The organism is Bradyrhizobium sp. 155, from assembly GCF_023101105.1.
Taxonomy (GTDB): Bacteria; Pseudomonadota; Alphaproteobacteria; order Rhizobiales; family Xanthobacteraceae; genus Bradyrhizobium; species Bradyrhizobium canariense_D.
In genome coordinates, this window is record NZ_CP064705.1 from 389,516 (window position 1) to 414,681 (window position 25,166).

Here is a 25,166-nt window from a genome sequence, read left to right on the forward strand (position 1 = left end):
CGTCAACGCGTAGGCGGGCGCCAGTTTCGGAAATCTCAACGAGAACGCAATCGCGCCACCATTTTCCATTTACACCCAAAAGGGTGACCCAATGCTCTCGTTCGAAACGCACGCGCTTTGTTTGTCGCTTGCTCCAAAGCATCGAGATCACACCGCTCAGCGGCGCCTTCAAATCATTTCGTCAGAAAAGAAGCCGAAGAGCTGTTTGCGAGCGACATCAAGCCGGCCACGCTGGCAAGTCGGCAGTTGAAAGAGAATTATTGCCTTTGACCTCAGAGGCAAAGCGAGGTCTTAAATTACTTAACCTTCATAATAACGCGAAGAGGCTCGAACATAGGAGTATAGTCCCGCTGCAGTCATCGCTAGGAGCGCGCCGAAGCACAATTGTTTGCGCATGAGCGCCCCTGGTTGGGGTCCTGGATAGCAACCGACCTTTCCTGCGCCCGCGCCGTCAGTTCTTATCCTGATTTTGCACAGATTTCCGGCTGTTGTGTCTGGAAAATGCATTTTTTGAGCACCACACAAGGCTACTCGGCCGTGTTGCGGCACGAATAATCGTTATTGCTTTCGGCTCAGCAAACAGGACCTGAAGAGCGGCGCGATATTATGCGCGCGACGCGCGTCGTTTGGCCCGGGTGTGAGGGGTTTCATAATTGCGATATGGATTCTGAAGTAAGTCTTGGTCATGACTCGGTCTCTGATTTTCTTCGTGGTCTTTGCGATCATCCTGGCAGCGCGTGGGCAGCAGCGAGAACAATTCGTGTTACGCCCGACTGCGGCCATGCCTCCGGTCAACGTACCCTGAGCGCAAGCGCACGGAACGTGTCGGCGAGATGATGATCATTTGGGGCACTTATCTGGCCAATCAAATCCGGCGGGCCATCCGCCGGCGGAGATCGTGAGAGTCCAGCATCGTTGCGCCGGCCTCGTTAGCCATCAGTGACCCTGGAGGACCGGCGCCGCCCCAGTCGTTCGGGCTCACTCCGGCGTAGTTCGACAGGAAGAGATCCTGCCGGCACTGGCGATGGCAGCTCAGGAGCTCTCGTGTCCTCTGGTTGGAGTTGGTGCATAGTAGGGCGCGGCTCCATCAGCTCGAGCACCGCTCGTCCCTTGTCCGTGATGCGCCACCCTCCATGCAAGCGGTCGACGAGTTGCTGCGTAAAAAGGTCGAGCTCGGGCACACGGGCGCCCATTCGTTTGGTGCGTGCCGCCCAATCCGGACCGCTCGTGGCCAAAATGGCCATGTCTCGCTTGAGGTCCGGCATGGATGCGAAGCCGTTCGGGTAGCTCACAAGGATCTTCAACACCGTGACCTGGAAATTCACATGAGCACTATCGGTCTTGTCCGTATCTAGCGCCACATGGTTGGCGCGGAGCGAAGAGCTTGCATTGCGACCTGCCGAAGGCGCTCCGCCGTGATCTCACCTTTGTTGGCGGCCTCCAAGATCTTGGAAGCGACATGGGCCCGAGTGCCGGTTTCGCTGCGAGGCAGACTGTCGCAAACCTCCTCAAGAACAGCACGCAGAAGCGCAGTGGTCGTTGCGTCCAACACTTGGCGACTCCGCAAGGCGCAAAGAATGGTAGCAGAGAAAGCACGGTGAACTCCTCAAAGAACTACTAGCATTACAGTTGCTTTTTTGATTTGAAGTGGGCGCGTTGAGCGGCAGCCTGGTGAGCTCTGCGCCAGAAGGACCATGCGATGATGTGTGCGGGTTGAATCCGCTTCCGCGCAAGTCTGATAGCAATGCGGCGGATTTCCTGGATTGACCAACGGATCAGTGGTGGGGTGGTTATGTTTTGGCTTTTGCCGGGGGGCGCCGTTTCGTTTTTTTGGGCGGTGGCGGATTAGCGCGATGTCGGATCGCGGCCATCATGGCGAAGGCGAGCATCACCAAGGACACATGACGGTGCCAGCCATGCCAGGATCTGCTCTCGTTGTGATCGAGCCCGAACTCGTTTTTCGCCGTTTCAAAGCTGTCCTCGATCGCCCATCGATGGCCTTCGACCGCGACCAGCGTTTCAATGGCTGTTCCCGCTGGGCACCAGGTGGTGAAGAAGGCGAGGTCATCATCGGCAATGCGACGACGGATCAGTAGACCGCGTGTCCACAAACCGTCATTTGCACTGTTGGACTGCTCGGCCTCGAGATCCGCCAATTCGAGATAACACCAATCGTGCAGCCGCGGTCCTTTGGTTCCGGCTCCCGCCGACAGGCGCTTCCAGTCGGATGAGCGCCGCGTCCGGGCGAGGTCTGCAGCCGTACCGGCGACCGGCGGTCGCTTGCCCCAGGATCGAAACACATGAGCGCTGCTGACCCCAAGCACGTAGCCTTTGCCTGCCCGACGTAGTTGCTGTTCGATGTTGCCAACACCGTAGACGGTATCACCGGCAACCCACTTGAATGGTACAGACCCGGCTATCGCGCGTGCGATCATTCTCGTCGCAAGCTTTGGTTTGGTCGCAAAGCCGACATCGGCAGGCACATATGTGGCTTCCAGACGATCTGGATCGTCGGTCCATTCCTTCGGAAGATACAACGCGCGATCGATGAACGCATGGCCATGACGCGAAACGTAGGCAGCGAAGACGCCGATCTGGCAGTTCGTGATCTTTCCTGCCGAACCAGTGTATTGCCGCGCCACTCCGCATGACGCTTTGCCCTGTTTGAGAAAACCGGTCTCGTCGATCACGAGCACCGCATCGTCATCCGCCAAATGCTCGATGACATAGTCGTGCACGATATCGCGCAGGGCATCAGCGTCCCAGTCTCCACGACCCAGAATCGCCTGCTGCCGCCATGGGCCGGGATCGCCAGCCGCCTCCGCGCGCATCCAACCGGTCTTGCGCTGCTCATCTCCGAGCAGACCTTCCAGGAACAGACCTGCATTCGTCGCAACACGCTCTTGCGTGAACAACGGACGTATCCGTTGCTTGATCTCTCGAAGCGACGCCGCCCACAACGCAAGCGTCGCCTCAACCGACGCGGCCCGCGCCCACGACATTCGAATCATGGTTGCCCATGGATTCAGAAGCCCGCAACAAAAGCAACTGTAATGCTAGGGTTCAGACTCAATTGATCCAATAAGCGACGAGAGCGGCGAGGTGGACGGCGGCCAAGAAGTTTCTGGCAAGTTTGTCGTAGCGAGTAGCAACACGCCTGAAATCCTTGAGCCGGCAGAAACAGCGCTCGATAACATTGCGCCCTTTATAGAGGCGCTTGCTGAAGCTGTGGAGGGTTACCCGGTTGGATTTGTTTGGAATGACGGGTTTCGCGCCGCGATTGACGATTTCGGCGCGAAAGCCGTCGCCATCGTAGCCTTTGTCCCCAATGAGGGAAGACATGGGCGGCGCGAGCTTCAAAAGGGCCGGCCCTGCGGCAATGTCTGCGGCTTGTCCCGGAGTGAGATGAAATGCGCAAGGTTTGCAATCGGGGTCGCTCAGCGCGTGGATTTTCGTGGTCCGCCCACCGCGCGAGCGGCCGATCGCCTGTTCACACTCCCCCCTTTTCCGCCGCTCGCCGAGCGATGCGCTTTGATCGAGGTGGAGTCGATCGACAAAGCCACTCGGTCCTTGCCGCAGCGGGCGAGCGCTTCAAAGATCGCCTGCCAATGTCCGCGCTTAGCCCAGCGATTGAACCGATTGTAGATCGTCGTGTAAGGGCCATAGTCGGACGGGCAATCGCGCCAGCGTGCGCCGCACTGGAGCATGTGAATGATACCGCTGATAATGCGTCGATCGTCTTGCCGCGCCGGGCCGGTCTGGTTCGTTGGCAGATGCGGCTCTATCTGAGCCCACTGCTTGTCGTTGAGCCAGAACAGTCCTTTGCGCATCGAAGTCCCCCGTGCCGAATCAACTTAGCACCAGGGAATCAGAACTCGCTAATTAGGTACAGACCCTAGCATTACAGTTGCTTTTGTTGCGGGCTTCTGAATCCATGGGCAACCATGATTCGAATGTCGTGGGCGCGGGCCGCGTCGGTTGAGGCGACGCTTGCGTTGTGGGCGGCGTCGCTTCGAGAGATCAAGCAACGGATACGTCCGTTGTTCACGCAAGAGCGTGTTGCGACGAATGCAGGTCTGTTCCTGGAAGGTCTGCTCGGAGATGAGCAGCGCAAGACCGGTTGGATGCGCGCGGAGGCGGCTGGCGATCCCGGCCCATGGCGGCAGCAGGCGATTCTGGGTCGTGGAGACTGGGACGCTGATGCCCTGCGCGATATCGTGCACGACTATGTCATCGAGCATTTGGCGGATGACGATGCGGTGCTCGTGATCGACGAGACCGGTTTTCTCAAACAGGGCAAAGCGTCATGCGGAGTGGCGCGGCAATACACTGGTTCGGCAGGAAAGATCACGAACTGCCAGATCGGCGTCTTCGCTGCCTACGTTTCGCGTCATGGCCATGCGTTCATCGATCGCGCGTTGTATCTTCCGAAGGAATGGACCGACGATCCAGATCGTCTGGAAGCCACATATGTGCCTGCCGATGTCGGCTTTGCGACCAAACCAAAGCTTGCGACGAGAATGATCGCACGCGCGATAGCCGGGTCTGTACCATTCAAGTGGGTTGCCGGTGATACCGTCTACGGTGTTGGCAACATCGAACAGCAACTACGTCGGGCAGGCAAAGGCTACGTGCTTGGGGTCAGCAGCGCTCATGTGTTTCGATCCTGGGGCAAGCGACCGCCGGTCGCCGGTACGGCTGCAGACCTCGCCCGGACGCGGCGCTCATCCGACTGGAAGCGCCTGTCGGCGGGAGCCGGAACCAAAGGACCGCGGCTGCACGATTGGTGTTATCTCGAATTGGCGGATCTCGAGGCCGAGCAGTCCAACAGTGCAAATGACGGTTTGTGGACACGCGGTCTACTGATCCGTCGTCGCATTGCCGATGATGACCTCGCCTTCTTCACCACCTGGTGCCCAGCGGGAACAGCCATTGAAACGCTGGTCGCGGTCGAAGGCCATCGATGGGCGATCGAGGACAGCTTTGAAACGGCGAAAAACGAGTTCGGGCTCGATCACAACGAGAGCAGATCCTGGCATGGCTGGCACCGTCATGTGTCCTTGGTGATGCTCGCCTTCGCCATGATGGCCGCGATCCGACATCGCGCTAATCCGCCACCGCCCAAAAAAACGAAACGGCGCCCCCCGGCAAAAGCCAAAACATAACCACCCCACCACTGATCCGTTGGTCAATCCAGGAAATCCGCCGCATTGCTATCAGACTTGCGCGGAAGCGGATTCAACCCGCACACATCATCGCATGGTCCTTCTGGCGCAGAGCTCACCAGGCTGCCGCTCAACGCGCCCACTTCAAATCAAAAAAGCAACTGTAATGCTAGCTGATTCCAAAGTCGAGTATGAACTTCACCACAGTCGTCGTTGCTTGTTGATTGTCCAAGACGTTGCCGCCATGCCCTCGAAGCAGGACAGTTGTGCTGGTCTGGCTCCGCCACGCCAGCGCTAGAGGAAGCGCCTCCGTGATGGAATTCAGCGCTGGAGGGGCTCTTTTTGACGATTTTCGCCGCGATGTCCGTGCGATGTCTCGCCACTTGCCAGAGTGTCTATTTTCCCGCGGAGAATCCATCGCCGGGGCAGCCGCAGCGGGCGTTCCGGTACAGACAGACCGTCAGTGTTTATGTCCGATCGTTTTTCTTTCTTTGAGATTTCCCTTAAGCGCCGTGGGCGAAGCTGGTCATGGTCCGTCAGCACGAGCGAGGGCACGCCGGTATAGCAGGCTCACGAAGCAGTCGAGCCGCCGCCAGATAGGAAGCGAAGAGGGCGTCATTTCTGCTGCTAAGCACGCCAATGGGCCCGCCTGCAACAGTTTCGTCACGCCGAGCTGGCGAGCGGTGTCGGTCACCGCGTTGGCTCCCGCGCCATTAGGCCCTGGTCTGTGAGTGGCCATGTCATGACCATGTCCCAGTCCTCGTATTTTGCTGAATGCATCTAGGGAATGTCGATGAAGCAGACCAAGCAAAACGAGAGATCACAACGTGGGAACTGAAGTGGACCCCGGAAATAGGACCAAACGTTAAGGTGTGAAGCGTCCTGCTCTGTTTGAACCGACGGAGCACGGATATGACGAAATCACGCAAGAAGTTCGATGCCGCATTCAAGGCCAAGATTGCCCTGGAGGCCTGCGCGAGGTCGCGACGGTGCCTGAACTGGCGAAGCGGCACGGCGTTCACCCGAACCAGATCTACGGCTGGAAGAAGCAAGTCCTCGACAATTTGGCGAGCCTGTTCGTGCGTGGCGCGACGGCTTTGGGAGATGGCGAGGAGGAGCATGAGCGTGAGACGGCGAAGCTATATACGAAGATTGGCCAGTTGACGGTTGAAAGGGATTTCTTGGCCAAGAGGCCCGGGCGATGACCGTCCCCGAGCGCAGGGCGATGGTCGAGCGCCCTGGCGAGAATTTGTCGGTTCGGCGGCAATGTGAGCTGCTGAATCTGGCGCGTTCGGGCGTCTATCGCTCCGAGCCGGTGACCAGCTCCGACGATCTGGCCATGATGCGACGGATCGACGAATTGCATCTGAAGTGGCCGTTCTACGGCTCGCGACGAATGGTGTTCGAACTCAACCAGGCAGGCTACGGCATCAACCGCAAGCGCATGCAAAGGCTGATGCGCGTGATGGGAATCGAGGCGCTGGTCCCGCGTCCCGGCACCAGCAAGGCAGCGCCCGGCCACAAGATCTATCCATATCTTTTGCGCGGCGTCGGCATCACCGAGCCCAATCACGTCTGGGCCAGCGACATCACCTACATTCCGATGGCGCAGGGATTCCTGTATCTGGTGGCGATCATCGACTGGGCTACCCGGGCGGTACTGGCGTGGCGTCTGTCGAACACGATGGATACGGGCTTTTGCATCGCCGCGCTCGACGAAGCGCTGGCGCGGCACGGCCGGCCTAAAATATTCAACACGGATCAGGGCGCGCAGTTCACCAGCTCAGCCTTCACCAGCAGGCTTGAGGCTGTAGGCATTGCGATTTCGATGGACGGACGCGGTCGTTTCATGGACAATATTTTCATCGAACGGCTGTGGCGCTCGATCAAGTACGAGGAAGTGCATCTGAAAGCCTATGCCGACGGACGCGAAGCGCGAGATGGCATCGGATCATGGATGAGCTTTTACAATCATCGCCGCCCGCACCAGGCGATGAATAACCAGTTTCCGATGGCGGCATGGCGTGCCGGCATCGACAGGATCGAGGCGGCGAGGACTGTGGATATGCCGCTTCGCTTGGACAACGCAAACGCGTTGCCCACATACCCACAGCAGACGCAACAGCAGCAGAAGAAAGCTGCTTGATTTGAACGACAAGGCAGGCCGGATCACACCTTAACTTTGGCGATCCATGGTCCCCGCTCCGGGGTCCACTTCTAACCTCGTCGGCAAAGTACTTGGTCGGAAAACGAAAAAACTGACCGCGACGATGAAGCGCCGTGCCCTCAAGATAAAAAAAATCTGAGCGACCGGATCCGCCATCTCAATAGAGACACGCTCCACGCCTCCTCGCACTAAGCTCGTCAGGTGGCGCCCCTCCAAGGTTCGCTCGCTTCCTCTCCGCTAGCGCCTCTCTGCACCTGTTTGCTGTCACGTTGTGAGGGGCCCGCCGATTGGAGCTTCCTATCTCCTGGCGTCCGGATCGAGCATGACGTTGTCGATAAGCCGGGTCGGGCCAACATAGCCTGCTGCACAAATGGCGACCGGACGCGATAACGGGTTCGTGGCCGGTTTTAGCGTTTCAGCGTCCACGATTTCGAGGTATTGCAACTCATCCAACGCCTCAAGGGGAGGCCTGACAAGCGATAGCAGCCGGACGGGATCGCACTCTCCTTCGCGAAACGCGGTTTCCGCCGAGAGCAGGCGCCGGCTGATCGCCAATGCACGGTTGCGCTCCGGGGCGCTGAGATAGCGGTTTCGGCTGCTCATTGCGAGGCCATCCGGCTCGCGGACCGTCGGCACGGTGACGATATCGATCGGCAGATTGAGATCAAAGGTCATGCGGCGGACCACTGCACATTGCTGCAAGTCTTTCTGCCCGAAAAAGGCGACATCCGGCTGGACCATGTTGAACAGCTTGCAGACAACGGTCGCAACGCCGCGGAAATGGCCGGGCCTGAACGGGCCGCACAGGGACTCCGCGAGTGCACCGGGTTCAACAAAGGTATCAAACTGAGGCGGGTAGAGTAGACGTCCCGCACCTCCGGAGCAAAGAGGACGTCGACTTCTGCCTCCCGGCAAAGTTGTTCATCGCGAGGGAAGTCGCGGGGATAGGTGGTGAGATCTTCGGTTAGGCCAAACTGCGTAGGATTAACGAAGATGCTGACGACCGTGGCGTCGCAACGAGCCTGGCTGTCTTCGACCAGGGCCATGTGGCCCTGGTGCAGGTAACCCGTCGTGGGCACCAATCCAATGTGTCTGTCGGGGCCCCGAGCCTCAGCTAAAGCGCGACGCAGTTCAGCAACGGATCGGATGGTTCGCATGATTACGACCCTGAGGTTGGTTCGTGTGGAGGCCAGTTTGCGACGAGCTCCTTGAGCGCGTCCGGAAGGCGATAGGATTCCTGCCCTCCTGGGAATGTACCGTCACGAACGTCAGTCGCCCAGCGCGAGAGCGCCTCCTGCATCAGCTGAAATCCATTCGAATAGGCGCGCACGAATTTGGGCGGCTTACGGTCGGTAAGACCCACGACATCATGAAACACGAGCACCTGCCCCGAACAATCAAGACCGGCTCCGATTCCGATGGTCGGAATCTTCAGGATCTCCGTCGCCCGCGCTGCTAGCTCCGCCGGGATTCCCTCCAGCACGAGAGCAAAACAACCAGCTTCCTCCAGACGATGCGCGTCCTCGAGCAGGCCGAAGGCGTCGGTGGCAGTCCGGCCCTGCACCTTGAAACCCATGACATTGACGCTCTGTGGGGTGAGACCGAGATGTCCCATCACGGGAATTTCACAGTCGACCAGGGCGCGTACCATATCGAGGCGGTTTGCACCGCCTTCGAGCTTCACCGCATCGGCGCCACGCTGGAGGAAGCCGCCGGCGTTGCGGATGGTCTCTTCCCGGCTCACGTGGAAACTGAGGAAGGGCGTGTCGGCAATGAGAAGGGCACGCGGTCTTGTCCGCGCAACCGCTTCGAGGTGATGATTCATCATCGAGACGCTGACTGGCAAGGTGTTGTCGAATCCGAGGCAAACATTGCCAACTCTGTCGCCGACGAGGATAATATCCACGATCGGATCAGCGATGCGCGCTGCAACCGCGTCGTAAGCGGTGGTCATTGCGATCCGCCGCCCCTCCTCCTTCCATTGCTGAACAAGGGGTATCGTAACTCGCTGGGTTGGCGACTGCGGCGTGTGGCTGATCTCGGTCCTGATCTGTTTTCTTAACGCAGGCACTTCAACTCCCGGCGCTTCCTAGGCGAGAGGAGAGATAAGGGTCAATCCACCGATACACAAAGAAAGCTTTCCCTCCAAACTGGAAGAAGGGCGCACCGAACCTCCCAATGATGGCGCAATCATCGTGGGAATGATTCTCTGCAGCCGAGAGGAAGGTCGCGGTACGAGTCATGGATCGCAAAGCGGCGGATATGGACCAAAAACGCCGATGATCGGCCCGGCTGGCAATTCTGATGGGAGGCCGCAAGCTCATGGTCGGCAAGCTCTGCAACGCCGCCGCCGCACTCACTTTCACCGCGGTGGTCGTCGGTGGATTTTGGAGCCTTTCGAACAGCTATTTGATTTGTGGGCTTGCGCTAGTCGCTTCAATATTCGCCCGTCGCTCGGTTGAGCGCTCGTTCATCAAGCGCGCCCATCGCGACATGGTGCGCATTCATAGCGCCGACTGGGGCTGTGCCGACGCTACGGGCACGGGCTTAGCCGACAAGCCATCGAGCGGCCATGCTCGTGATGACCTTCTGGTGACGAGCCGTCGCATTCTAGCCGACGGACCCGTCTTGATGACCAACCCTGCTTCACCTTTCCAGGCCGCCCGCATCGAACGCCTGCGGGACTTGCTCGGTCAGGCCCCCGAGCCTTGCAGCAGCCCTGTAAGTGGCAATGGGCACAACGCAAGGTCTGATCAAAGAACGGGAGAGAATACCTCAGCATGCGGCGGCAGCTGATACGTTGCGAGCCTTCTTGGGCTGCCGCGGCAATTTCCGCTGCGCAGCTCCGGCCATCAGCGACGGGGCAGCCAGCGCCCCCCCCGGGATATAGTGGAGCATGCGTCATCTTGAGCCGCCCGTCTGAACGCAATAGACACATGTGCTGACGGCTGGCGCATGGCAACATGGTATCAAGTTCCGCACCTTCGTAGCTCGTGAAAGACGCGGGCTTCATCCTAGCGAAGTCGACTAGGCCAGAAGAAGCCCTGCTCCCTCGTCACCGCCGGGCGGCCTTGGTCTTGAGGCGGCTGCGTTAAGCTGGCGGATGGATCCATCAGGCCGGTACGAAGTCTTGCGGGCCAACAGCCGAGGGCGTGCACTGTCCCGGGACGGTGATGACGGCTTCCTGGACCAGCTGCTCGAGCCGGCGCAGCGCGCCAAGCGAGGTCCCCGCGTGGATCGTGCCGATGCCGCCGGGATGTCCTGTGCCCCAGGCTTTCAAGAGATCGAGGGCTTCGGCCCCACGGACCTCGCCGATCGGAATGCGGTCAGGGCGCAGGCGAAGAGGGAGCGCACAAGGTCGCAGAGCGAGATCACGCCATCCTTGGTCCGCAATGCCACGAGGTTCGGTGCCCTGCACTGAAGCTCCCGGGTGTCTTCGATAAGAACGACGCGGTCCGATCCTTTCGCGACCTCGGCAAGCAGCGCATTGTCAGCGTGGTCTTCCCGGTCGAGGTGCCGCCGGCGGCCAGGATGTTCTTCCGTGCGGCGACCGCATTGCGAAGCGCGATCGCTTGGCTCACGTTCATGATGCCTGCGGCGACATAGTCGTCCAGCCCGAACACGGCGACCGCCGGTTTGCGGATCGCAAACGTCGGCGCGGCAACAACCGGCGGCAGCAATCCTTCGAAACGTTCCCCCGTTTCCGGCAGCTCAGCCGAAATCCGGGGGGAGCCGGGATGAACTTCGGCTCCTACATAGTGCGCGACCAGTCGGACGATTCGTTCGCCATCCGCTGCCGAAAGGCTCTCTCCGGTGTCTGTAAGCCCGCTCGACAATCGGTCGATCCATAGCCGCCCGTCAGGATTGAGCATCACCTCCACAACGGTCTGATCTTCCAAAAAGCCCGCAATGGCCGGCCCAAGGGCGGTGCGGAGCATGCGCGCCCCGCGCAACTCGGCTTCCAAATGAAATGAATGTATCGCCACGGCTGCCCCACATGATCGAGGCCCTGCCCTTCAGCGGCCTCATGTGAGACAAGTAGAAAAAGCAGATCCTACGCTATCGCAAGACAGGATCATCGCCGTCGTAGTCTGGCGTAGAAACGGCAAGAGTCGGAAAGGAAGGTTCGATAAGCTCGTGTTCGGCGGCGCTGAAAAAGGAGCACTCGTTGGGCATCAGCCCGTCAAGCTCGCGTCACCACTCCAGGTGTTCATCCGCCTCCAGCACCGCAGCTTCGCTCGCCGGGATAGCGGCATGAGCCGAGCTCCAGCCGCAGGCCGGTTGGAGTAGGGCCGAAGTCCTCTTCTTCCCTTTCCGACTTCGAAACCATGGAACGGCAAACCAGGCGAGCGCCGCCAGCTGTAGCAGCACGTTCAGTCCGAACGCGGTCTGGTAGGCAATCAAAGGATGGTGGCCGGCCTCAACGGGCCATCGCTCAAGAATCAGGCCCGTCCCGTACTGCACGATGAAGGCCCAGCCAAATTGCAGGACGTTCAAACCACCATTCGCGCGCGCGACCAGTTGGGGCGGGAAATAATCTCCTATGATGGCGTAGGTCAAAGCGGTGGCCGATCCGGCCACCGACACGACGCACCACGGCAGAAGTGACGGCCAGGGCGGATGCAGGATGATGACGATCTCCGCTCCGATCAACAGGGCCGCGACGGCCGCGAACAACACTTCCATATTCCTGCCACGGCTGCGCACCCAGGTTGCAAGCACGCCCAAGACTAGCGCCCCGAGGCTCAAAACAGTCGCCATCACGAACAGCTCGCTGACGAGACTTGTTCGATTGAGCCGTTCGATATCGCAAAGCCAAGGTGCCGCCCACAAGGACTGCAGTGCCCACGCCGACCCGATACAGGTTGCCGACAGGGGGCAATCCGCCAGAAGCGTTGATCAGAGTAGATGGTTTTCAGTGTGGCCGGCTTCGTGCTGCCTGATGGGCTGTCGACTCGTTCGGGAGCGACCAGATAGATCAAAATGGCAGCGAGCGCGCTTGCGGCGGCCAGCACCGCGAACCGGCCGCGCCAGCCTATCCAGTCCAGGAGCACCTCGGCAGGAGCGGTTGCCGTGACCGCGCCCAACGAACCCAGCATGATCATAAAGCCATTGATGAGGGCCAAACGTTCTCTAGGAAACCAGAGGACGATCATTTTAAGGCCCGACATCAGCGCTGCTGCACTCCCAAGTCCGATCATCGCGCGGCGATGAGAAGCGAAACGAAACCCGTCGATAGTCCGAAGAGCGCGGCCCCCGCTGCTGCCACAACCAAGAGCAAGCTCTGGACCCGGCGCGGCCCGTAGCGATCTAGTAACATGCCGATCGGAATCTGACCCGCCATGACGACCAGGAAATAGATCGACGTGAGCAGCCCGATGTCGGCAGCGCCCAGCCCGAGGTCGGAGCCAAGGGGTCCAGCGATCAGCGTATTGATCGTCCGGAACAGGTAAGCAAGGTAGTACCCGGCCGCGAAGGGAAGAAAGATGCAGGCGATGAGCCGCCACACAGGAAGCGGTTCGATGCGTGCCACAGGCGTTGTTTGCGCGGCGAACCCTTTCTGTACGCTTCTGCCGTTCTGGACGGTGCGTTCAACACAACGAGCTGGACAGGTTCCGAAAGTTCACCTTGCTGCCGCCCTCCTCGGCGGCAGCGCGCGGCTCGGAGCCCCCCTCTACAGCGGGTGCGGACGAACCCTCCTGAAGCAGTTCTTCTGCAGTTCGCCTCTCTGATACACCGCTACCGATTTCAGAGGCACGCCAGCTCGCCCTTCCGAGCCGATCAATCGTCTCCTGAATCAATGGTTGGCCAAACCGCACTCCGCGCTCGAGCTGTTGGACCAAAACCTTGCAGCGTTCTTGGCCGAGGAGGCATGCGTCCCGCTGCTGGGATGATTGCATGGCCGCCGTAACGGTGAGGTGATAGCGCGCATGCAGGGCCACTGTCTCGGCAACGATCGCGACCTCGCGCTCGAGCCTTGCCATCTGACCACTGAACCGGTCCGGAGTTTCACGAATGAGCCCTTCGGCCGCTGGCGCAGGAGCCAGAAAACGCTGAAGCGCCGTGTCGACGACCATGCTCTTGCCGACTCCCGCGCGTTCGGTCGCGGCTTCAAGCCGCTCGAAGATGCTTTCGGAGAGCTGAACGATGATCTTCTTGGTTCGCAGACCTTCGTTCGAGCTCGGCTCCACCTCGCCATCGGAACTTTTCCCAATCGAGCTGGCCTGACCTTCAGCCTCACCATCGATCTGCATTGTTTCTTCAGCTCCTCAATTGCGACCGCACGAAACGGCACATGCTATCCGTGCGGCGTGGCTTTCCGGTCGAAACAGATGAATCGGCCCAGCGATGATGCGTCGACAGAAGGGTCAATCCGACCACGACATCAATCGCGCCGACATCGGCGTCGTAGTCTGGCGTAGCCAAAGAAAGACGAGGCGGGCTCAAGATGAGCCGGATCTTTCAGCCTCCTGCGCGGCAGCTAGGGGCCACTCGCGATGGCCTTCTGGGACGTCAAGAAAGCTCCCCGCGCTTCACGACTCTGTGTCGGTCTGCCTTCGCGCGCCCGCTCGGCTCACCTAGGCCCGGCGCTCGATCGCCAAGGAGCCGTCACAGGCACTCTGCGCGGAGAAGTTTCTATTCGGGCTTCTTGGAGGCTTGCACGTCGATGCTTACCTCCTTCAGGACGCTGGATCCGCTCGCAAGTCGTCGTCCCAGCGCTTCGACAAAGCGGTCGTACCGCTCACCGCCCTTGGCGCGGGCGGCAGGGCTCGAATGCTCCGGCAATGCCGGAGTTGAGGTCAGCCAGAACCGGATGAAGAGCGCGACGGTCTCAAGCGTGATGCCATCATTGCGTTCAAGACGCTCGAGCACCCGCACAATCCGATCCAGCCGTTTTGCTATCACAGCCTCGCGCCGATCGGAATCGTCCGGAGAAAGGAAGGAACCTATTGCGGCCTCGACCACCAGCGACTTGGACCGGCCACCGCGGCTTGCGAAGGCCTCAAGCGTTTTGAACGTTTCGGGATCGAGATAGATGCTGAGCTGGACCTTTTTCACGCTGCCTCGCTCACAGGTCCATTCCATCGTCGGGATCGAGGGTGACGGTTCGCGCAACTCCCTGCATCGACCGGCTCATCAGTTGCGCCTGGACGGCATCCTCGTCACCCTCGTCGAGCTCGGGGTCGAACTCGTGCTCGCCGGCCGGCGTCTTGATCTCGATTTCCTCATGCAATTCCGGCTCGCGGCGTAAGCCGCCGTTCGCCTCGTCGCTCCTGCCCGTGCGCCTGGTCAGCAGCTGGCCCGACGGCGATATTTGGGCGCGGGCTGACCAGTCATCTGGGCGGGTGGGCTGCTTGTTCGGCTCCAAGCGGGGCGGCTTCAAGACACGTCGCTGGAATTGCGGATCCTCATAGTAGCGGACCTTGTTGGCACGGACCGGGTGCACACCGGAAATCATCACGACCGCGTCTTGCGGAGACAGTTGCATGATTTCGCCGGGAGTCAGCAGCGGACGAGAGGTCTCCTGGCGGCTGACCATCAAGTGCCCAAGCCACGGGCTCAGGCGGTGGCCCGCATAGTTCTTCATGGCTCGCAATTCGGTCGCAGTTCCGAGCGCGTCGGAGACGCGCTTGGCGGTGCGCTCGTCATTGGTCGAAAAGGCGATCCGGACGTGGCAATTGTCAAGGATCGCATGGTTCGGACCGTAGGCGCGTTCGAGCTGGTTAAGGCTCTGCGTGATGAGAAAGCTGCGGATGCCGTAACCTGCCATAAAGGCGAGTTGGCTCTCGAAAAAGTCGAGCCGGCCGAGGGCTGCAAACTCGTCAAGCATCAGAAGCAGCTTCTGCCGGCGCCGGTCGGGATCAAGGCTCTCGGTCAAACGCCGTCCGATCTGGTTCAGGATGAGCCGCATCAAGGGTTTGGTGCGGACGATGTCCGATGGCGGCACCACGAGGTACAGTGAGACGGATTCAGGACGGTCGACGAGATCACGGATGCGCCAATCGCTTCGCGCGGTGATCTTGGCAACTACCGGATCACGATAGAGCCCGAGGAAGCTCATCGCCGTCGAGAGCACACCCGAGCGCTCGTTCTCGCTTTTGTTCAAAAGCTCGCGTGCCGCTGATGCGACGACTGGATGGATGCCTGTCTCAAGATGCGGAGTCGCCAGCATTGCATTGAGCGTAGCCTCGATCGGGCGAGATGGATCCGAAAGGAAATTTGCAACCCCGGCGAGGGTCTTATCGGCTTCGGCGTAGAGGACGTGCAGAATTGCCCCCACCAGGAGTGAGTGGCTGGTCTTTTCCCAATGATTGCGGCGCTCGAGTGCACCCTCAGGATCGACGAGAATATCCGCGATATTTTGAGCATCTCGCACCTCGCAGTCGCCACGGCGGATCTCGAGGAGTGGATTGTAGGCGGCGCTGGCCGGATTGGTCGGATCGAACAACAGCACGGGCCCAAATTGCGCGCGCCACCCAGAGGTCAACTGGAAGTTCTCACCCTTGATGTCATGGACGATGGTGGAGGCCGGCCAGGTCAGAAGGGTCGGAATGACGAGGCCAACACCTTTCCCGGAGCGCGTCGGCGCAAAGCAAAGCACATGCTCGGGCCCGTCGTGGCGCAGATAATGACGTCCGAACCGGCCGAGCACGACGCCGTCAGGGCCTAACAGCCCGGCCCGTCTGACTTCGCGTAGATCGGCCCAGCGCGCCGAGCCGTAGGTGGTGACGTCCCGCCCTTCATGGGCTCGCAGGACCGAGAGCAACATGGCGAGCGCTATGGCCGCGATGCCGCCGCTTGCAGCAATCGCGCCACCCTCCAGAAAAACGACGGGCGCATAAGCATCAAACTTGAACCACCAGCCGAAGAAAGCTGCCGGCTGATAAATCGGCCAATGCCCGAGCTTGAACCAGGGAGCCCCAAGCTGTTGCTGGAACGCAAGCCGCCAGGCTGTCCATTCGGTCGCAGCCCACAGGAACGCGAGCACGATGAGGCAGACCAGGATGACCTGGTGCCAAATGATTTTTGTTGCCGACATGATCGGGATATCTCGGCATATCGACGTGCGCACACAACTACAATGGTGCTCGCGTCGCAGTGGCGCGCGTGGCAGCGCAGAGATCGGCGGGGACAAAGCCGAGATACGTAGCCAACGCCCATTCAAGCGAAGCGGGACTGATCGAGGTTTGCATCATGAGACGGCGCCGAAATGCCGATTATGTGCGTAAGAGCTCATGGATGGGCATAAAAACGCTGACTTCGCTCAAGTAATGTGAAGCGTTCCTGAAGATTGCCCTCCTGGAGCGCTCAAACGCTGGAGGGACGGACGACCTTCGATCCTCGCGAAGTGTCGCTGAATGGGTCCCGGAGTTCTGACGATCGCGCAATAGATAAGCTCACCCGCCGCCAAGCTGCCCTTTCCCAAGAGCCACCTGAATCGCATGAGGTTATGGTGTTTCGGCAATGCTGCTGGCTCAGGTAAGGGTGGAGGTGTGGCGCATTCAAAGACGCGCCTGCTCAGATTGACGACGCCGCTTGCTGGTGCTGTGACCCTGCTACTTGCCGGGATAGTCGTGACAGACGCGGCCGACTGCCCACGGCAGGATGTGCTCGCACCTCCCGCGTCCTCGAGGTCGACGCAAAGGCCCACGCGCGCGTTGGATTGAACAGCTTTCGGGAAACGCTCCCTTTGGCTGACCATGAGGTCGTCCTCACCTTTGACGACGGGCCGCGGCCGCCGAGCACGCAAAAGGTACTGGCGGCGCTCGCCAAGGAATGCGTACGGGCCACGTTCTTTCTGGTCGGCAAGTCCTCCGCGAAGTCTCCAGAGCTCGTTCGCCGAATTGCTGCCGAGGGCCACACCATCGCACACCACAGCTGGTCGCATACGATGATGTCGAAGATGACCTTCGAACAGGCCAAGAAGGATATTGATCGTGGAATTGCCGCCGATGAGACGGCGCTCAAGGGCGCCTCCGCCCAAAGCCCGCCATCGCGCTTTTTCCGGTTTCCGTATTTCGACTCGAGCCCAGCGATGCTCGAATTCTTGCGTTCGCGCGGGATGGTCGTGTTTGGAGCTGACCTTTCGGCGGGCGACTGGGAGAACCTAACCCCAGAACAAGAACTAAAGACAGTTACCGAGCGGCTGGAGGTCGCAAGCAAGGGCATCATTCTCCTGCACGATGCCCAGGCCCGAACGGCCGCAATGATGCCGGCGTTCTTGCGCTATCTGCACGAGAATGGCTATCGCATCGTGCATCTGGTGCCGGCTGGCCCGATCGAGAGCAACGCTGAAGTCACCCCAGCGGCAAGCCGCAGCAGTTCGCGGAAATGACAGCGGGTAGATTGGGTCAATCTAACCAACTGGTTCTCACGGTGCGCCCGGGTCCAGATCGATGCCATGGCACGGCCGTATCGCCCACTAGCGGCGCTATCTTCTTGGCGAGATCGGTCCCTTTTCAGGAGGGATTCCGATCCAACCGTTGCCGCCGCCGTCGGCGATATCGGCCTTATCCGATCCGGAGATTCTCGGCTGATACTTTGCCGGAACCACCAGCCTTGGCCTCGAAGCTGATCCGAGCGCCTTCTGCCAAGCCGGTGTATCCGGCCTTTTCAACGGCGCTGATGTGCACAAAGACGTCGGGGCCGCCGTCATCCGGCTTGATGAAACCGTAGCCCTTGGTCGTGTTGAACCACTTTACAGTACCGATCGTCACCGTCACTTCTCCTAAATGAACACATGCCATCTAGCGAAAACTCGCACCTGCATCAAGATATCCAGGAGGAGACAGTTGCTCGGAACCGGGCACGCAGAATGGTCGAACCAGCGAGAGGTTCGCGAGCTGGGAGAACCCCGTCTCGCCGCTATGCGGCGAATGTCCCGCCCCCCCCAAGACCCGCTGGGGCGTGGTTGCAGTGAGCGCGACTACAGCGAACTTCTTCTAGCGACAAAAGGACAGCGGGCTTCGCTTGTACGTGGGCGAGCGCAGCCGCAGCTAGCGCCGCAGTCGTGGATCGCAGCCCAGCGGAGAAACTGCCAGTCAAAGTGACAGGCCCCGTTTGCGGCCCCAGGACCAATCGACATTGCCTGGACCTGCGATCCCGCTCACCTGTTTGCCCAGTTCCCGCTCTAGTGAAGGAGCCCAAGGCACGAGCTGAAAGCCGAGCCCATTATCAATCATGGCAAAGCGCCCCGAGGCGAGGGAAAGCCGCTGTCGGTATGTCCCCGAAACCTGTTCACCTGATCGAGCAGGCAGATGCGTAAGCCCCGTCTCCTCCGCGAGGCGCCGGCCGGCGCGATCGAGCTCGCGACTTCGCAAGGTCTCGATCAGATTGCGGCCAAGCCGCACCTTGTCGCCGTGCCGCTGTGCAAGCCCGTACTCTGCCAGCACATCAATCCGCTGTTCCAGGGCTGCCCGGACCTCTGCGCCAAAACCGGCGCGCGAGAACTCAGCAGGCTCGCGCGCCACAAGCTGCCGGTCGAGCCATGTGGCACCTTCCGCGGTGACCTGCTTTTCGAGGACGAGTTCCGATCTTACCGCGAGTGCGATGCGTGTCCGTCCCCTCGCATCCTCAAAGCGGCGGAGCTCCACGACGCCTCCAATCGGCCCGTCGCCAGCCGCCTCGATATCGGGGAGTTTGAGGTGATGGACGCGCCCGTCTATGCCGTCGACAATGGCAAAGGCATTGCCCCTCAATTCGTCGTCGTGTCCGCGGGCGACGAGACGGCCAATGATCGGTTGACCGTGATGCTCGCCTTCGAGCGCAAAGGAGGACGGTGAGCGTGCGATACCATCCTTGGCAATCGCCTTGTGCAGCCGCTTGATGATGTCGCCGCGCTCGCCAAGCGCTCTCAGGCGTGGCTCGGCGTCTTCGGCCAAGACCCAGCGAGCGGGCCCTGCCGGCTCTGCCACACCCAGGCGCTCCAGCATCCGCATCCGCCCGATCCGAATGTCTCGTAACCGGTCCCGGGCACCATCCCGTTCCGGCCTTAAATCGATGACCCCATCGGCCAATGCCGCTTGCCGCGCGAGCACCCGGTCGAGCCTGGTCCAGCGCTCGGCGCTCACCTCGGCTTCCAGCGCTTCGCGGATCTGGAGCTCGGATCGGGGACCCAATTCGCGGGTGACGAGATCGCCGGCTCGGGCCCGCAAGCCGTTTGCGATGTAGTCGCGACTGATGACGAGGTCTTTTCCATCATCGGCGCGGCCGCGCACGAGAATATGAATGTGCGGGTGTTCCGTATTCCAGTGATCGACCGCGACCCATTCGAGGCGCGTTCCAAGGTCGCGTGAGGCCTGATCCATGAGCTCACGGGTGAAGCTGCGCAGGCTGGTGAGCTCGCCTGCATCATCGGGCGAAACGATGAAGCGGAAATGATGCCGGTCACCCTCGCAGCGTTCGGCGAAGCCGCGGCCGTCTGCTTCATCTCCGAGAGCATCAAAGAGCTTGCTTGGCGCCCCGTCCCGGGTGACGCCGTCACGCTGCAGATAACCAAGATGGGCCCGCAGCGCCCCGGGCGTGCGCATTTGGCGAACCACCCGCGCCTTGACCATGGCGCCGCGAGACCGGTTGCTGAGCAGTCTGGACGCTGCAAGGCTCGCGGCCCGCCCACGTCCGAAGTTTGTTCCACGACGATAGCCGCGTGACAGACCGCCGGCCTTCTGCGCGGCTCTGAGGGCCTGCGCCAGAAACGGCTTTGCCCGCGGCGCTCGCGTAGAGCGAATGCGGCCAGGGCGGATTCGGAAGTCGTCCTTACCGGCCATGGTTTGCCGGCAGAGTGCAAAAAGCTGAGCCGCGGCTGCAACTTGGCAAAACTGAAAATGTGCGCTCAAGATTCGCAAGTTGCATTGGATGATTGAAACTAAAGCCAGATTTCTCACAACCGACCGGCCGCACCTTGCGGCTTTTATCCTGCCGTCTTAATCGGTCGTGTCGTCTGTCTGACCTCAGCCATTCTCGCTTCCTTTCTCGCTTGCGACAAGCCTCTCTGATCCACGCCATGACACGATGCGCCGCGAGGCTTGCGAGTCCTGATGCGCCGTGCAGTCTTCCGCGCTCAGCGACGGCACAGTGTCGCTGCAGCAAGGCAGCGCGGACGCCGTCGCGGCGCATCTTTCCATCGGTGTGACGGAGCCACATCACAGGCAATCCGGCGCGATCGGTCGGCATCCGAAGATGCATCGTCGCAGGCAAGATAACGTGCGTTCCGTCGTGTTGGTGCTGCACCAGTCCTCATCCGCCGGCGGCGGAGCTCCGTGTTCAGGTCGCGGCCATCACCGCGTCGTTGCCAGGTTGCAGGATCACGCGCCTCATGCGTAGGGCCCGAGCAATTTGCGCTGCTTAGCTGTTGTTTCGGCATGCATCTCCGCCGCCGAGGCGTCCGGATCGCCGCAGTAGAACGTGCCGCTGGTCCACATCGCATGCATGATCACAGCGAGCTTGCGCGCTACCGCCACCGTCGCCTTGCGGTGCGAGGAGCGCTTGGCCAGCGCCAGCCCCCACGCCTTGACCTTGTCTTTTTTCTTGTAGCGAGTCAGCAAAGCGCTGGCCGCCTCGTACAGCGCCCGCCGCACGTCACCGTCGCCCGCCTTGCTGATCCGGCCCTTGACGTCGATAGACGAGCCGGACTGCCAGCGCCGCGAGGTCAGGCCAAAATAGGCCGCCACGTCGCGCGAGCGCCTGAAGCGCGAGGGATCGTCGACCGCGGTCATAAAGCTCAGCGCCGCGATCGGGCCGACGCCAGGAATCTGCATGAAGCGCCGGCACAGCTCATGGCCGGCGACCAGGCGAACCACCAGGTCGTGCAGCCGGCAGTACTCCTTCCACAGCGCCGCGCGCGCATTCAGCATGGCGTCGATCAGCTCGCTGACAAGCGCATCGTGGGCCACCGCCTCGCGCACGACTTGCGCAAAGCCGCCGCGCCCGACCCGGTTCAGCCGGATGCCAAACACTTTCAGCGAGTGCCGGATCGCATTCTCGAGGTCCACAAACTTGCGCTTCAGATTGCGCCGGTGCGTCAACAACAGCCGCAGCCGGTAGCAGGCCTCGCTCTTGATATGGGCGCGCCGGAACCAGCCGGTGCGCATGATGTGGGCAATCCCGAGCGCATCTGCCCGGTCGGTCTTGTTGCGCTGCGCCTTCAGCGCCGCGCGAACATGCAAAGTCTCCAGGCAGACCGCCGGCAGGCCCAGCCTGAGCAGCTCCGGATGCAGCCAGGGCGACAGCGATCCCGCCTCATGACCAAGGCGTCGCAAGCGGCCAAGATAGGGCGTCAGCGCCACCTTGATCGCGTCCGGATCGGTCACCACCGCCGTCTCCAGCATCACCTTGCCGGTCGCGTCCACCACGCAGATCGCCGTCTCGTCCATGCCGATGTCCAAACCACAGAAGAATTCCATCACACGCCTCCCGCGTTGCTGAGCCGGTGCAGTGTGCGCAATATTCATCGCGCAGACCATCTGCTCCGCCGCCGCAAGTTCTGCAGGAGACCGATTACGGGCGGCCATCCCCGGTCCGCTCCTTCCGCCCGCGTCCTCATCACTCTCCAAAATGCGAGAACTTGCGATGGCATGCGAGGAGATGCGATTATCGTCATTGAGACTTCGATTCGTCCGATCGCGGCACGAACAGACCACTCGCATGGGGCACAAGTCCAGTTGTGTTGGGGGTCAGCGTGTCTTTCGATGAAGGCGTTTCATGCAGAGCGGATACCGAGCTCCGTTCGCTCGACCAGGGATGAAATCGCGGAACAAACGGCGCGGCCTGCTTCCAATCTGTGCTGGGAACGGGGACCGAAGTATCGCGCCAGCGCTGTATGATGCCGGTCAATGGCTCGAGTTTGTTCAGGTAGGCCAGGGTTTCTTCAGGCAGCGCGCGCCCCGTCGTCAGATGCTTCGCGTAGCGCTGGGGGCCTGCGTTGTAGGCGGCGAGAAATCCGTCCGAGCCGAACCGGTCCAGCATCTCTCGCAGGTAGGCGGCCCCTGCGAAAATGTTGTCATGGGGGTCAAAGGGGTCGATGCCTAGATTGTAGCGGGCGCTCAGGTCGACCCACGTCCCTGGCATGATCTGCATCAAGCCCAGGGCACCTCGAGATGACACGGCCTGCGCTTTGCCACTGCTTTCGACCTGGATCACGGCACAAACCAATTGCACGGGAACTGCAAACCGGCGGGACGCCTCGGCAATGAAGGCCGCATATGGGACGAATTTGCCAAGGCACGTTGAGGGCGGAGCAGGCGCCTGCAATTCGGATTGGGCTCGACAGCTCGACGGCAATTCGACAGCTGCCAAAGCTGCCAGGAATGCCGCGATGATACGGAAGGATGGACGGCATGCCCGCATCGCCTCGAGCGCAACCTGGGAGCAGTCAGCGTGCGGCCTTTGCAGCTGATCATCATCTGCGCGCCCGCATCTGCTGACGAGCTTGGCCGGAAAGGAGCAAAGGGATTGTGGTCCGCGGGAGCATGATGAAGCTGCAACCCGATGAAGCGAGGCAAGCATGGTCATTCCTCCTTCGTCCACACTGGCAAAGCTTGGCCGATGACGGCGGAGGCCGCGATCGGCCCGAAATAGCGGCCGTCAAAAGAGTCGGCGGATTGCCAGTTCATCAGAAAGATTTGATTGTCCAGCAGGACGCGGCATCCCTGCCAGGCGGGCAAAGGCCGCCCACGGCCATCACGCTCGCGGGCCTCGCCCATCTCGATGCCGTCGACGAGGATAGTGAGTTCTCGTCTGCAGACGGTGTGCCCAGGGAGCGCCAAGACCCGCTTGAGCATGGGAATGCCGAGCGGCAGATAGCCGTTCAAATCAAGGAAGGACGCAAGCGGGTCAGGCGGGCGAACGGCTACGAGCGAGGTGACACGGAGACGCTCCACCGCCTGCAAGCGGTAAAGACCGATCGGCACGCTGTGCGAAGCGTTCCAAACATACCATGGCGCTGTGCCCCGGTCGGCGGAGAGCGCAAGAGCCGTGCCCCCGCACATTGCAAGAATTGTTATGAGCTGGCCCATCAGAGTGTCACCCTTTGGCGCCGGAGCCACGCCTGGTGGCGCGCACGGGTGTAGCTTCGCGGAGTCTCATTCACCGAAAGGCGGTTGTGCGCGTGGTGCCAGTAGTCGGGCGCCGCGTCGGCGGGATCGATGCCGAGTGCTTCCACCGCCTCGATCAGTTGCAGGACACGTTCGACCTTCGGCCAACCGGACAATCTCAGCAGGCTCTCGCCGCCCGGACTGATCCAAGGCACGGTCGAGTAGCGCTGCCCTGGCGCGGACGCGCGCAGAATATCGATGCGTGACAGTACGGTTCCGAAGTCATTGGAGCTCCAGCGTACGAACGCAAATATGCTCCCAGGCGCAAATGAAAGAACACGCCGGTGATGGCCGATGATCGTTTCCGATATAGGCCGGCCGAACCGAATGCGGTTTTCGATGCGTTTCTCGAGCCACAGGAGCTCAACCGTCGTGAGATCATTCATATTGAAATTCCATATCGCAAGACGGCGGGCGCGGTGCTGAGACGTGGCGATCTGAAATCCAGGACGAGGAGGCGTGATAGGCAGACGACAAGTGGGGCAAAGCACGACTGCTTCGCGCTCACGGCCGCGTCAGAACGCCAAGCGAGCCTGAAGACGAGACAACGCTCCTGCAGGTCCAGGACTGCGAAGGCCCATTTCCACGAACCAAGACGCAGCTCAGCCGCTCTCGTGCGGAGGTTGGCGTACGTGGGCTCACTGGACAGCCAGGACCGGCTCTGCAGGGACGTGGACTGGGGGTCCGTTAGAAGGAATCCGAAGGATTCCTGGTTAGGAAAGTTAGAGGAAGCGGAAGCTCCTCTGTGGCAACGGCTTTTCCGCGATAGCGGTCCCTGATCGCACGCGTTTTCGGTCCCGGATGGCACGGTGGCGCTGGTCCCTGATAGCACGGCGGGATTCACAGGTTTTCCCCCGAGCTGAAGATAAGCCCGCGCTTGCGCAGCCGGTGGGTAAGCGGGTCGACCGCAGTGGGAGCGAAGTTCAGCCGTTCCGTCCCATTTGGGTCGTGCGAGATGACCAGTTCATATCCCGGCAATCTCTGCTGTCGAACGATCTGGCGCAGGTCGTATGCGAAGTGCTTGAGTGGCGATAGGCAGCCCGATTTGGCGTGGAGGTGCACAAGATCAAAGCTCCAGCCGCCCTTTTGGCGACCGCCGTGCTTGCGCACGAGGCGATAAAGCCAGCGCTCCAGTCCACCAGTCAGATCGAAATATGCGCGGTCGATCGTCAGCACGAGCGCTTCGTTCAGAACACCCGTGTAGAACCAGTCTGGCAGGATCAGCTCGAGCCCGCGGGCGCGGCCGTGCATATCCGCGGTCTCTTTCCATTCATTGATCCACGAGAACCGATGCTGCCGGCGCTCCGTCGGCTGGCGAATGGATGTCATCACGGTGGTCGATTGCAAGCGGTCGAGCGCAGCCTTGAGGCGATCGTAGTCGCGCACGCTTGTGCCGCGTCCAACGAAAGTCAGGATCTCGTAAGGGGTGGCGGCCATCAACCGCGATGTCTTCAAACCTGCATCACGCGCCTGGATAATTTGCGAGGCGGCCCAGATCAGCACGTCCGCATCCCAGATGGTCGCCATGCCATGTTCCGGCACGGCTTCGACACGGATTTTGATTGTCCCGGCCCCGAAATCGATGGGAACGGTCCGCTTTGACTTCGCCAGCGAAAAGAACGGATAAGCCATTAGGTCTTGCGCGTCGCGCGGCGCGAGATCACCGGGAAGAGCGCGAAACAGATCGAGCTGATCCCGTTCTGAGTTGCGCCGCCAGCGCGCAAAGGAGTTGCTGTCCGGCAT

The 25,166-nt window shown here is 60.8% G+C and carries 17 protein-coding genes and 6 pseudogenes; 4 read left to right on the top strand and 19 right to left on the bottom strand.

The window, feature by feature from the left end; all coding sequences use genetic code 11:
- Nucleotides 1–929 precede the first annotated feature (929 nt).
- The 4 genes and pseudogenes from IVA93_RS39255 to IVA93_RS39270 form a co-directional block, all read right to left on the bottom strand.
- On the bottom strand, nt 930–1,325 hold the full coding sequence (locus IVA93_RS39255) for a hypothetical protein (RefSeq protein WP_247789991.1): 396 nt from the start codon (nt 1,323–1,325) through the stop codon (nt 930–932).
- 26 nt (nt 1,326–1,351) lie between these two features.
- Nucleotides 1,352–1,552, bottom strand: a complete 201-nt coding sequence (locus IVA93_RS39260) for a hypothetical protein (protein WP_018459031.1) — start codon at nt 1,550–1,552, stop codon at nt 1,352–1,354.
- A 238-nt stretch (nt 1,553–1,790) separates the two neighbouring features.
- Entirely contained in the window at nt 1,791–3,011 is a 1,221-nt protein-coding gene (locus IVA93_RS39265) for an IS701 family transposase (RefSeq protein ID WP_247285483.1), read from the bottom strand.
- Between the two features lie 58 nt (nt 3,012–3,069).
- Nucleotides 3,070–3,830, bottom strand: a pseudogene (locus IVA93_RS39270) (IS5 family transposase).
- A gap of 114 nt (nt 3,831–3,944) precedes the next feature.
- Here IVA93_RS39270 and IVA93_RS39280 point away from each other — a divergent pair.
- A complete protein-coding gene (locus IVA93_RS39280) occupies nt 3,945–5,165 on the top strand; it encodes an IS701 family transposase (protein ID WP_247285483.1) in 1,221 nt (406 codons plus the stop codon).
- A gap of 912 nt (nt 5,166–6,077) precedes the next feature.
- Nucleotides 6,078–7,188: pseudogene (locus IVA93_RS39285) on the top strand (IS3 family transposase); the annotation flags it as partial.
- Between the two features lie 441 nt (nt 7,189–7,629).
- On the opposite strand, the pseudogene panC reads toward IVA93_RS39285, so the two are convergent.
- Together panC and panB are read right to left on the bottom strand one after the other, a co-directional pair.
- A pseudogene (gene panC / locus IVA93_RS39290) lies at nt 7,630–8,489 on the bottom strand (pantoate--beta-alanine ligase).
- A 2-nt stretch (nt 8,490–8,491) separates the two neighbouring features.
- Complete coding sequence (gene panB, locus IVA93_RS39295) at nt 8,492–9,370, bottom strand: 3-methyl-2-oxobutanoate hydroxymethyltransferase (protein WP_247478025.1); 879 nt, start codon at nt 9,368–9,370, stop codon at nt 8,492–8,494.
- Nucleotides 9,371–9,654: 284 nt separating this feature from the next.
- On the opposite strand from panB, the gene IVA93_RS39300 reads away from it, so the two are divergent.
- Nucleotides 9,655–10,128 carry a hypothetical protein gene (locus IVA93_RS39300; RefSeq protein WP_247337824.1) on the top strand — a complete coding sequence of 158 codons (474 nt, stop codon included), beginning with the start codon at nt 9,655–9,657 and terminating at the stop codon, nt 10,126–10,128.
- Nucleotides 10,129–10,495: 367 nt separating this feature from the next.
- Here the strand turns inward: IVA93_RS39300 and trbB are convergent.
- From trbB to IVA93_RS39325, 6 genes and pseudogenes are all read right to left on the bottom strand, one after another.
- Nucleotides 10,496–11,270 (bottom strand): annotated as a pseudogene (gene trbB, locus IVA93_RS39305) (P-type conjugative transfer ATPase TrbB); the annotation flags it as partial.
- Between the two features lie 256 nt (nt 11,271–11,526).
- Entirely contained in the window at nt 11,527–12,093 is a 567-nt protein-coding gene (locus tag IVA93_RS41470; protein WP_524536880.1) for an MFS transporter, read from the bottom strand.
- Nucleotides 12,093–12,865, bottom strand: a pseudogene (locus IVA93_RS41475) (MFS transporter). The gene IVA93_RS41470 and the pseudogene IVA93_RS41475 overlap by 1 nt, the downstream one beginning before the upstream one ends.
- Before the next feature lie 58 nt (nt 12,866–12,923).
- A complete protein-coding gene (locus IVA93_RS39315; protein WP_247299931.1) occupies nt 12,924–13,586 on the bottom strand; it encodes a hypothetical protein in 663 nt (220 codons plus the stop codon).
- Nucleotides 13,587–13,968: 382 nt separating this feature from the next.
- Nucleotides 13,969–14,391 carry a YlcI/YnfO family protein gene (locus IVA93_RS39320; protein ID WP_247299930.1) on the bottom strand — a complete coding sequence of 141 codons (423 nt, stop codon included), beginning with the start codon at nt 14,389–14,391 and terminating at the stop codon, nt 13,969–13,971.
- A 10-nt stretch (nt 14,392–14,401) separates the two neighbouring features.
- On the bottom strand, nt 14,402–16,372 hold the full coding sequence (locus IVA93_RS39325) for a conjugal transfer protein TraG (protein ID WP_247299929.1): 1,971 nt from the start codon (nt 16,370–16,372) through the stop codon (nt 14,402–14,404).
- 508 nt (nt 16,373–16,880) lie between these two features.
- Here IVA93_RS39325 and IVA93_RS39330 point away from each other — a divergent pair.
- Nucleotides 16,881–17,668 (top strand): annotated as a pseudogene (locus tag IVA93_RS39330) (polysaccharide deacetylase family protein).
- 175 nt (nt 17,669–17,843) lie between these two features.
- Here the strand turns inward: IVA93_RS39330 and IVA93_RS39335 are convergent.
- From IVA93_RS39335 to IVA93_RS39365, 7 genes are all read right to left on the bottom strand, one after another.
- Nucleotides 17,844–18,050: a cold-shock protein gene (locus tag IVA93_RS39335; RefSeq protein WP_026233366.1), complete on the bottom strand. Its 207-nt coding sequence runs from the start codon at nt 18,048–18,050 to the stop codon at nt 17,844–17,846.
- Nucleotides 18,051–18,374: 324 nt separating this feature from the next.
- Nucleotides 18,375–20,099 (bottom strand): relaxase/mobilization nuclease domain-containing protein, encoded by a 1,725-nt coding sequence (locus tag IVA93_RS39340; RefSeq protein WP_247789992.1) that lies wholly within the window; start codon nt 20,097–20,099, stop codon nt 18,375–18,377.
- Nucleotides 20,100–20,645: 546 nt separating this feature from the next.
- Nucleotides 20,646–21,734, bottom strand: a complete 1,089-nt coding sequence (locus tag IVA93_RS39345; RefSeq protein ID WP_247357292.1) for an IS110 family RNA-guided transposase — start codon at nt 21,732–21,734, stop codon at nt 20,646–20,648.
- Nucleotides 21,735–21,927: 193 nt separating this feature from the next.
- Nucleotides 21,928–22,842: a lytic transglycosylase domain-containing protein gene (locus IVA93_RS39350; RefSeq protein WP_247367885.1), complete on the bottom strand. Its 915-nt coding sequence runs from the start codon at nt 22,840–22,842 to the stop codon at nt 21,928–21,930.
- A complete protein-coding gene (locus IVA93_RS39355) occupies nt 22,839–23,345 on the bottom strand; it encodes a S26 family signal peptidase (protein ID WP_247367878.1) in 507 nt (168 codons plus the stop codon). The genes IVA93_RS39350 and IVA93_RS39355 overlap by 4 nt, the downstream gene beginning before the upstream one ends.
- Nucleotides 23,345–23,809, bottom strand: a complete 465-nt coding sequence (locus IVA93_RS39360) for a DUF2840 domain-containing protein (protein WP_247367877.1) — start codon at nt 23,807–23,809, stop codon at nt 23,345–23,347. The genes IVA93_RS39355 and IVA93_RS39360 overlap by 1 nt, the downstream gene beginning before the upstream one ends.
- A 454-nt stretch (nt 23,810–24,263) precedes the next feature.
- Nucleotides 24,264–25,166, bottom strand: coding sequence for a replication initiator protein A (locus tag IVA93_RS39365; protein WP_247789993.1), 903 nt, complete (start codon nt 25,164–25,166; stop codon nt 24,264–24,266).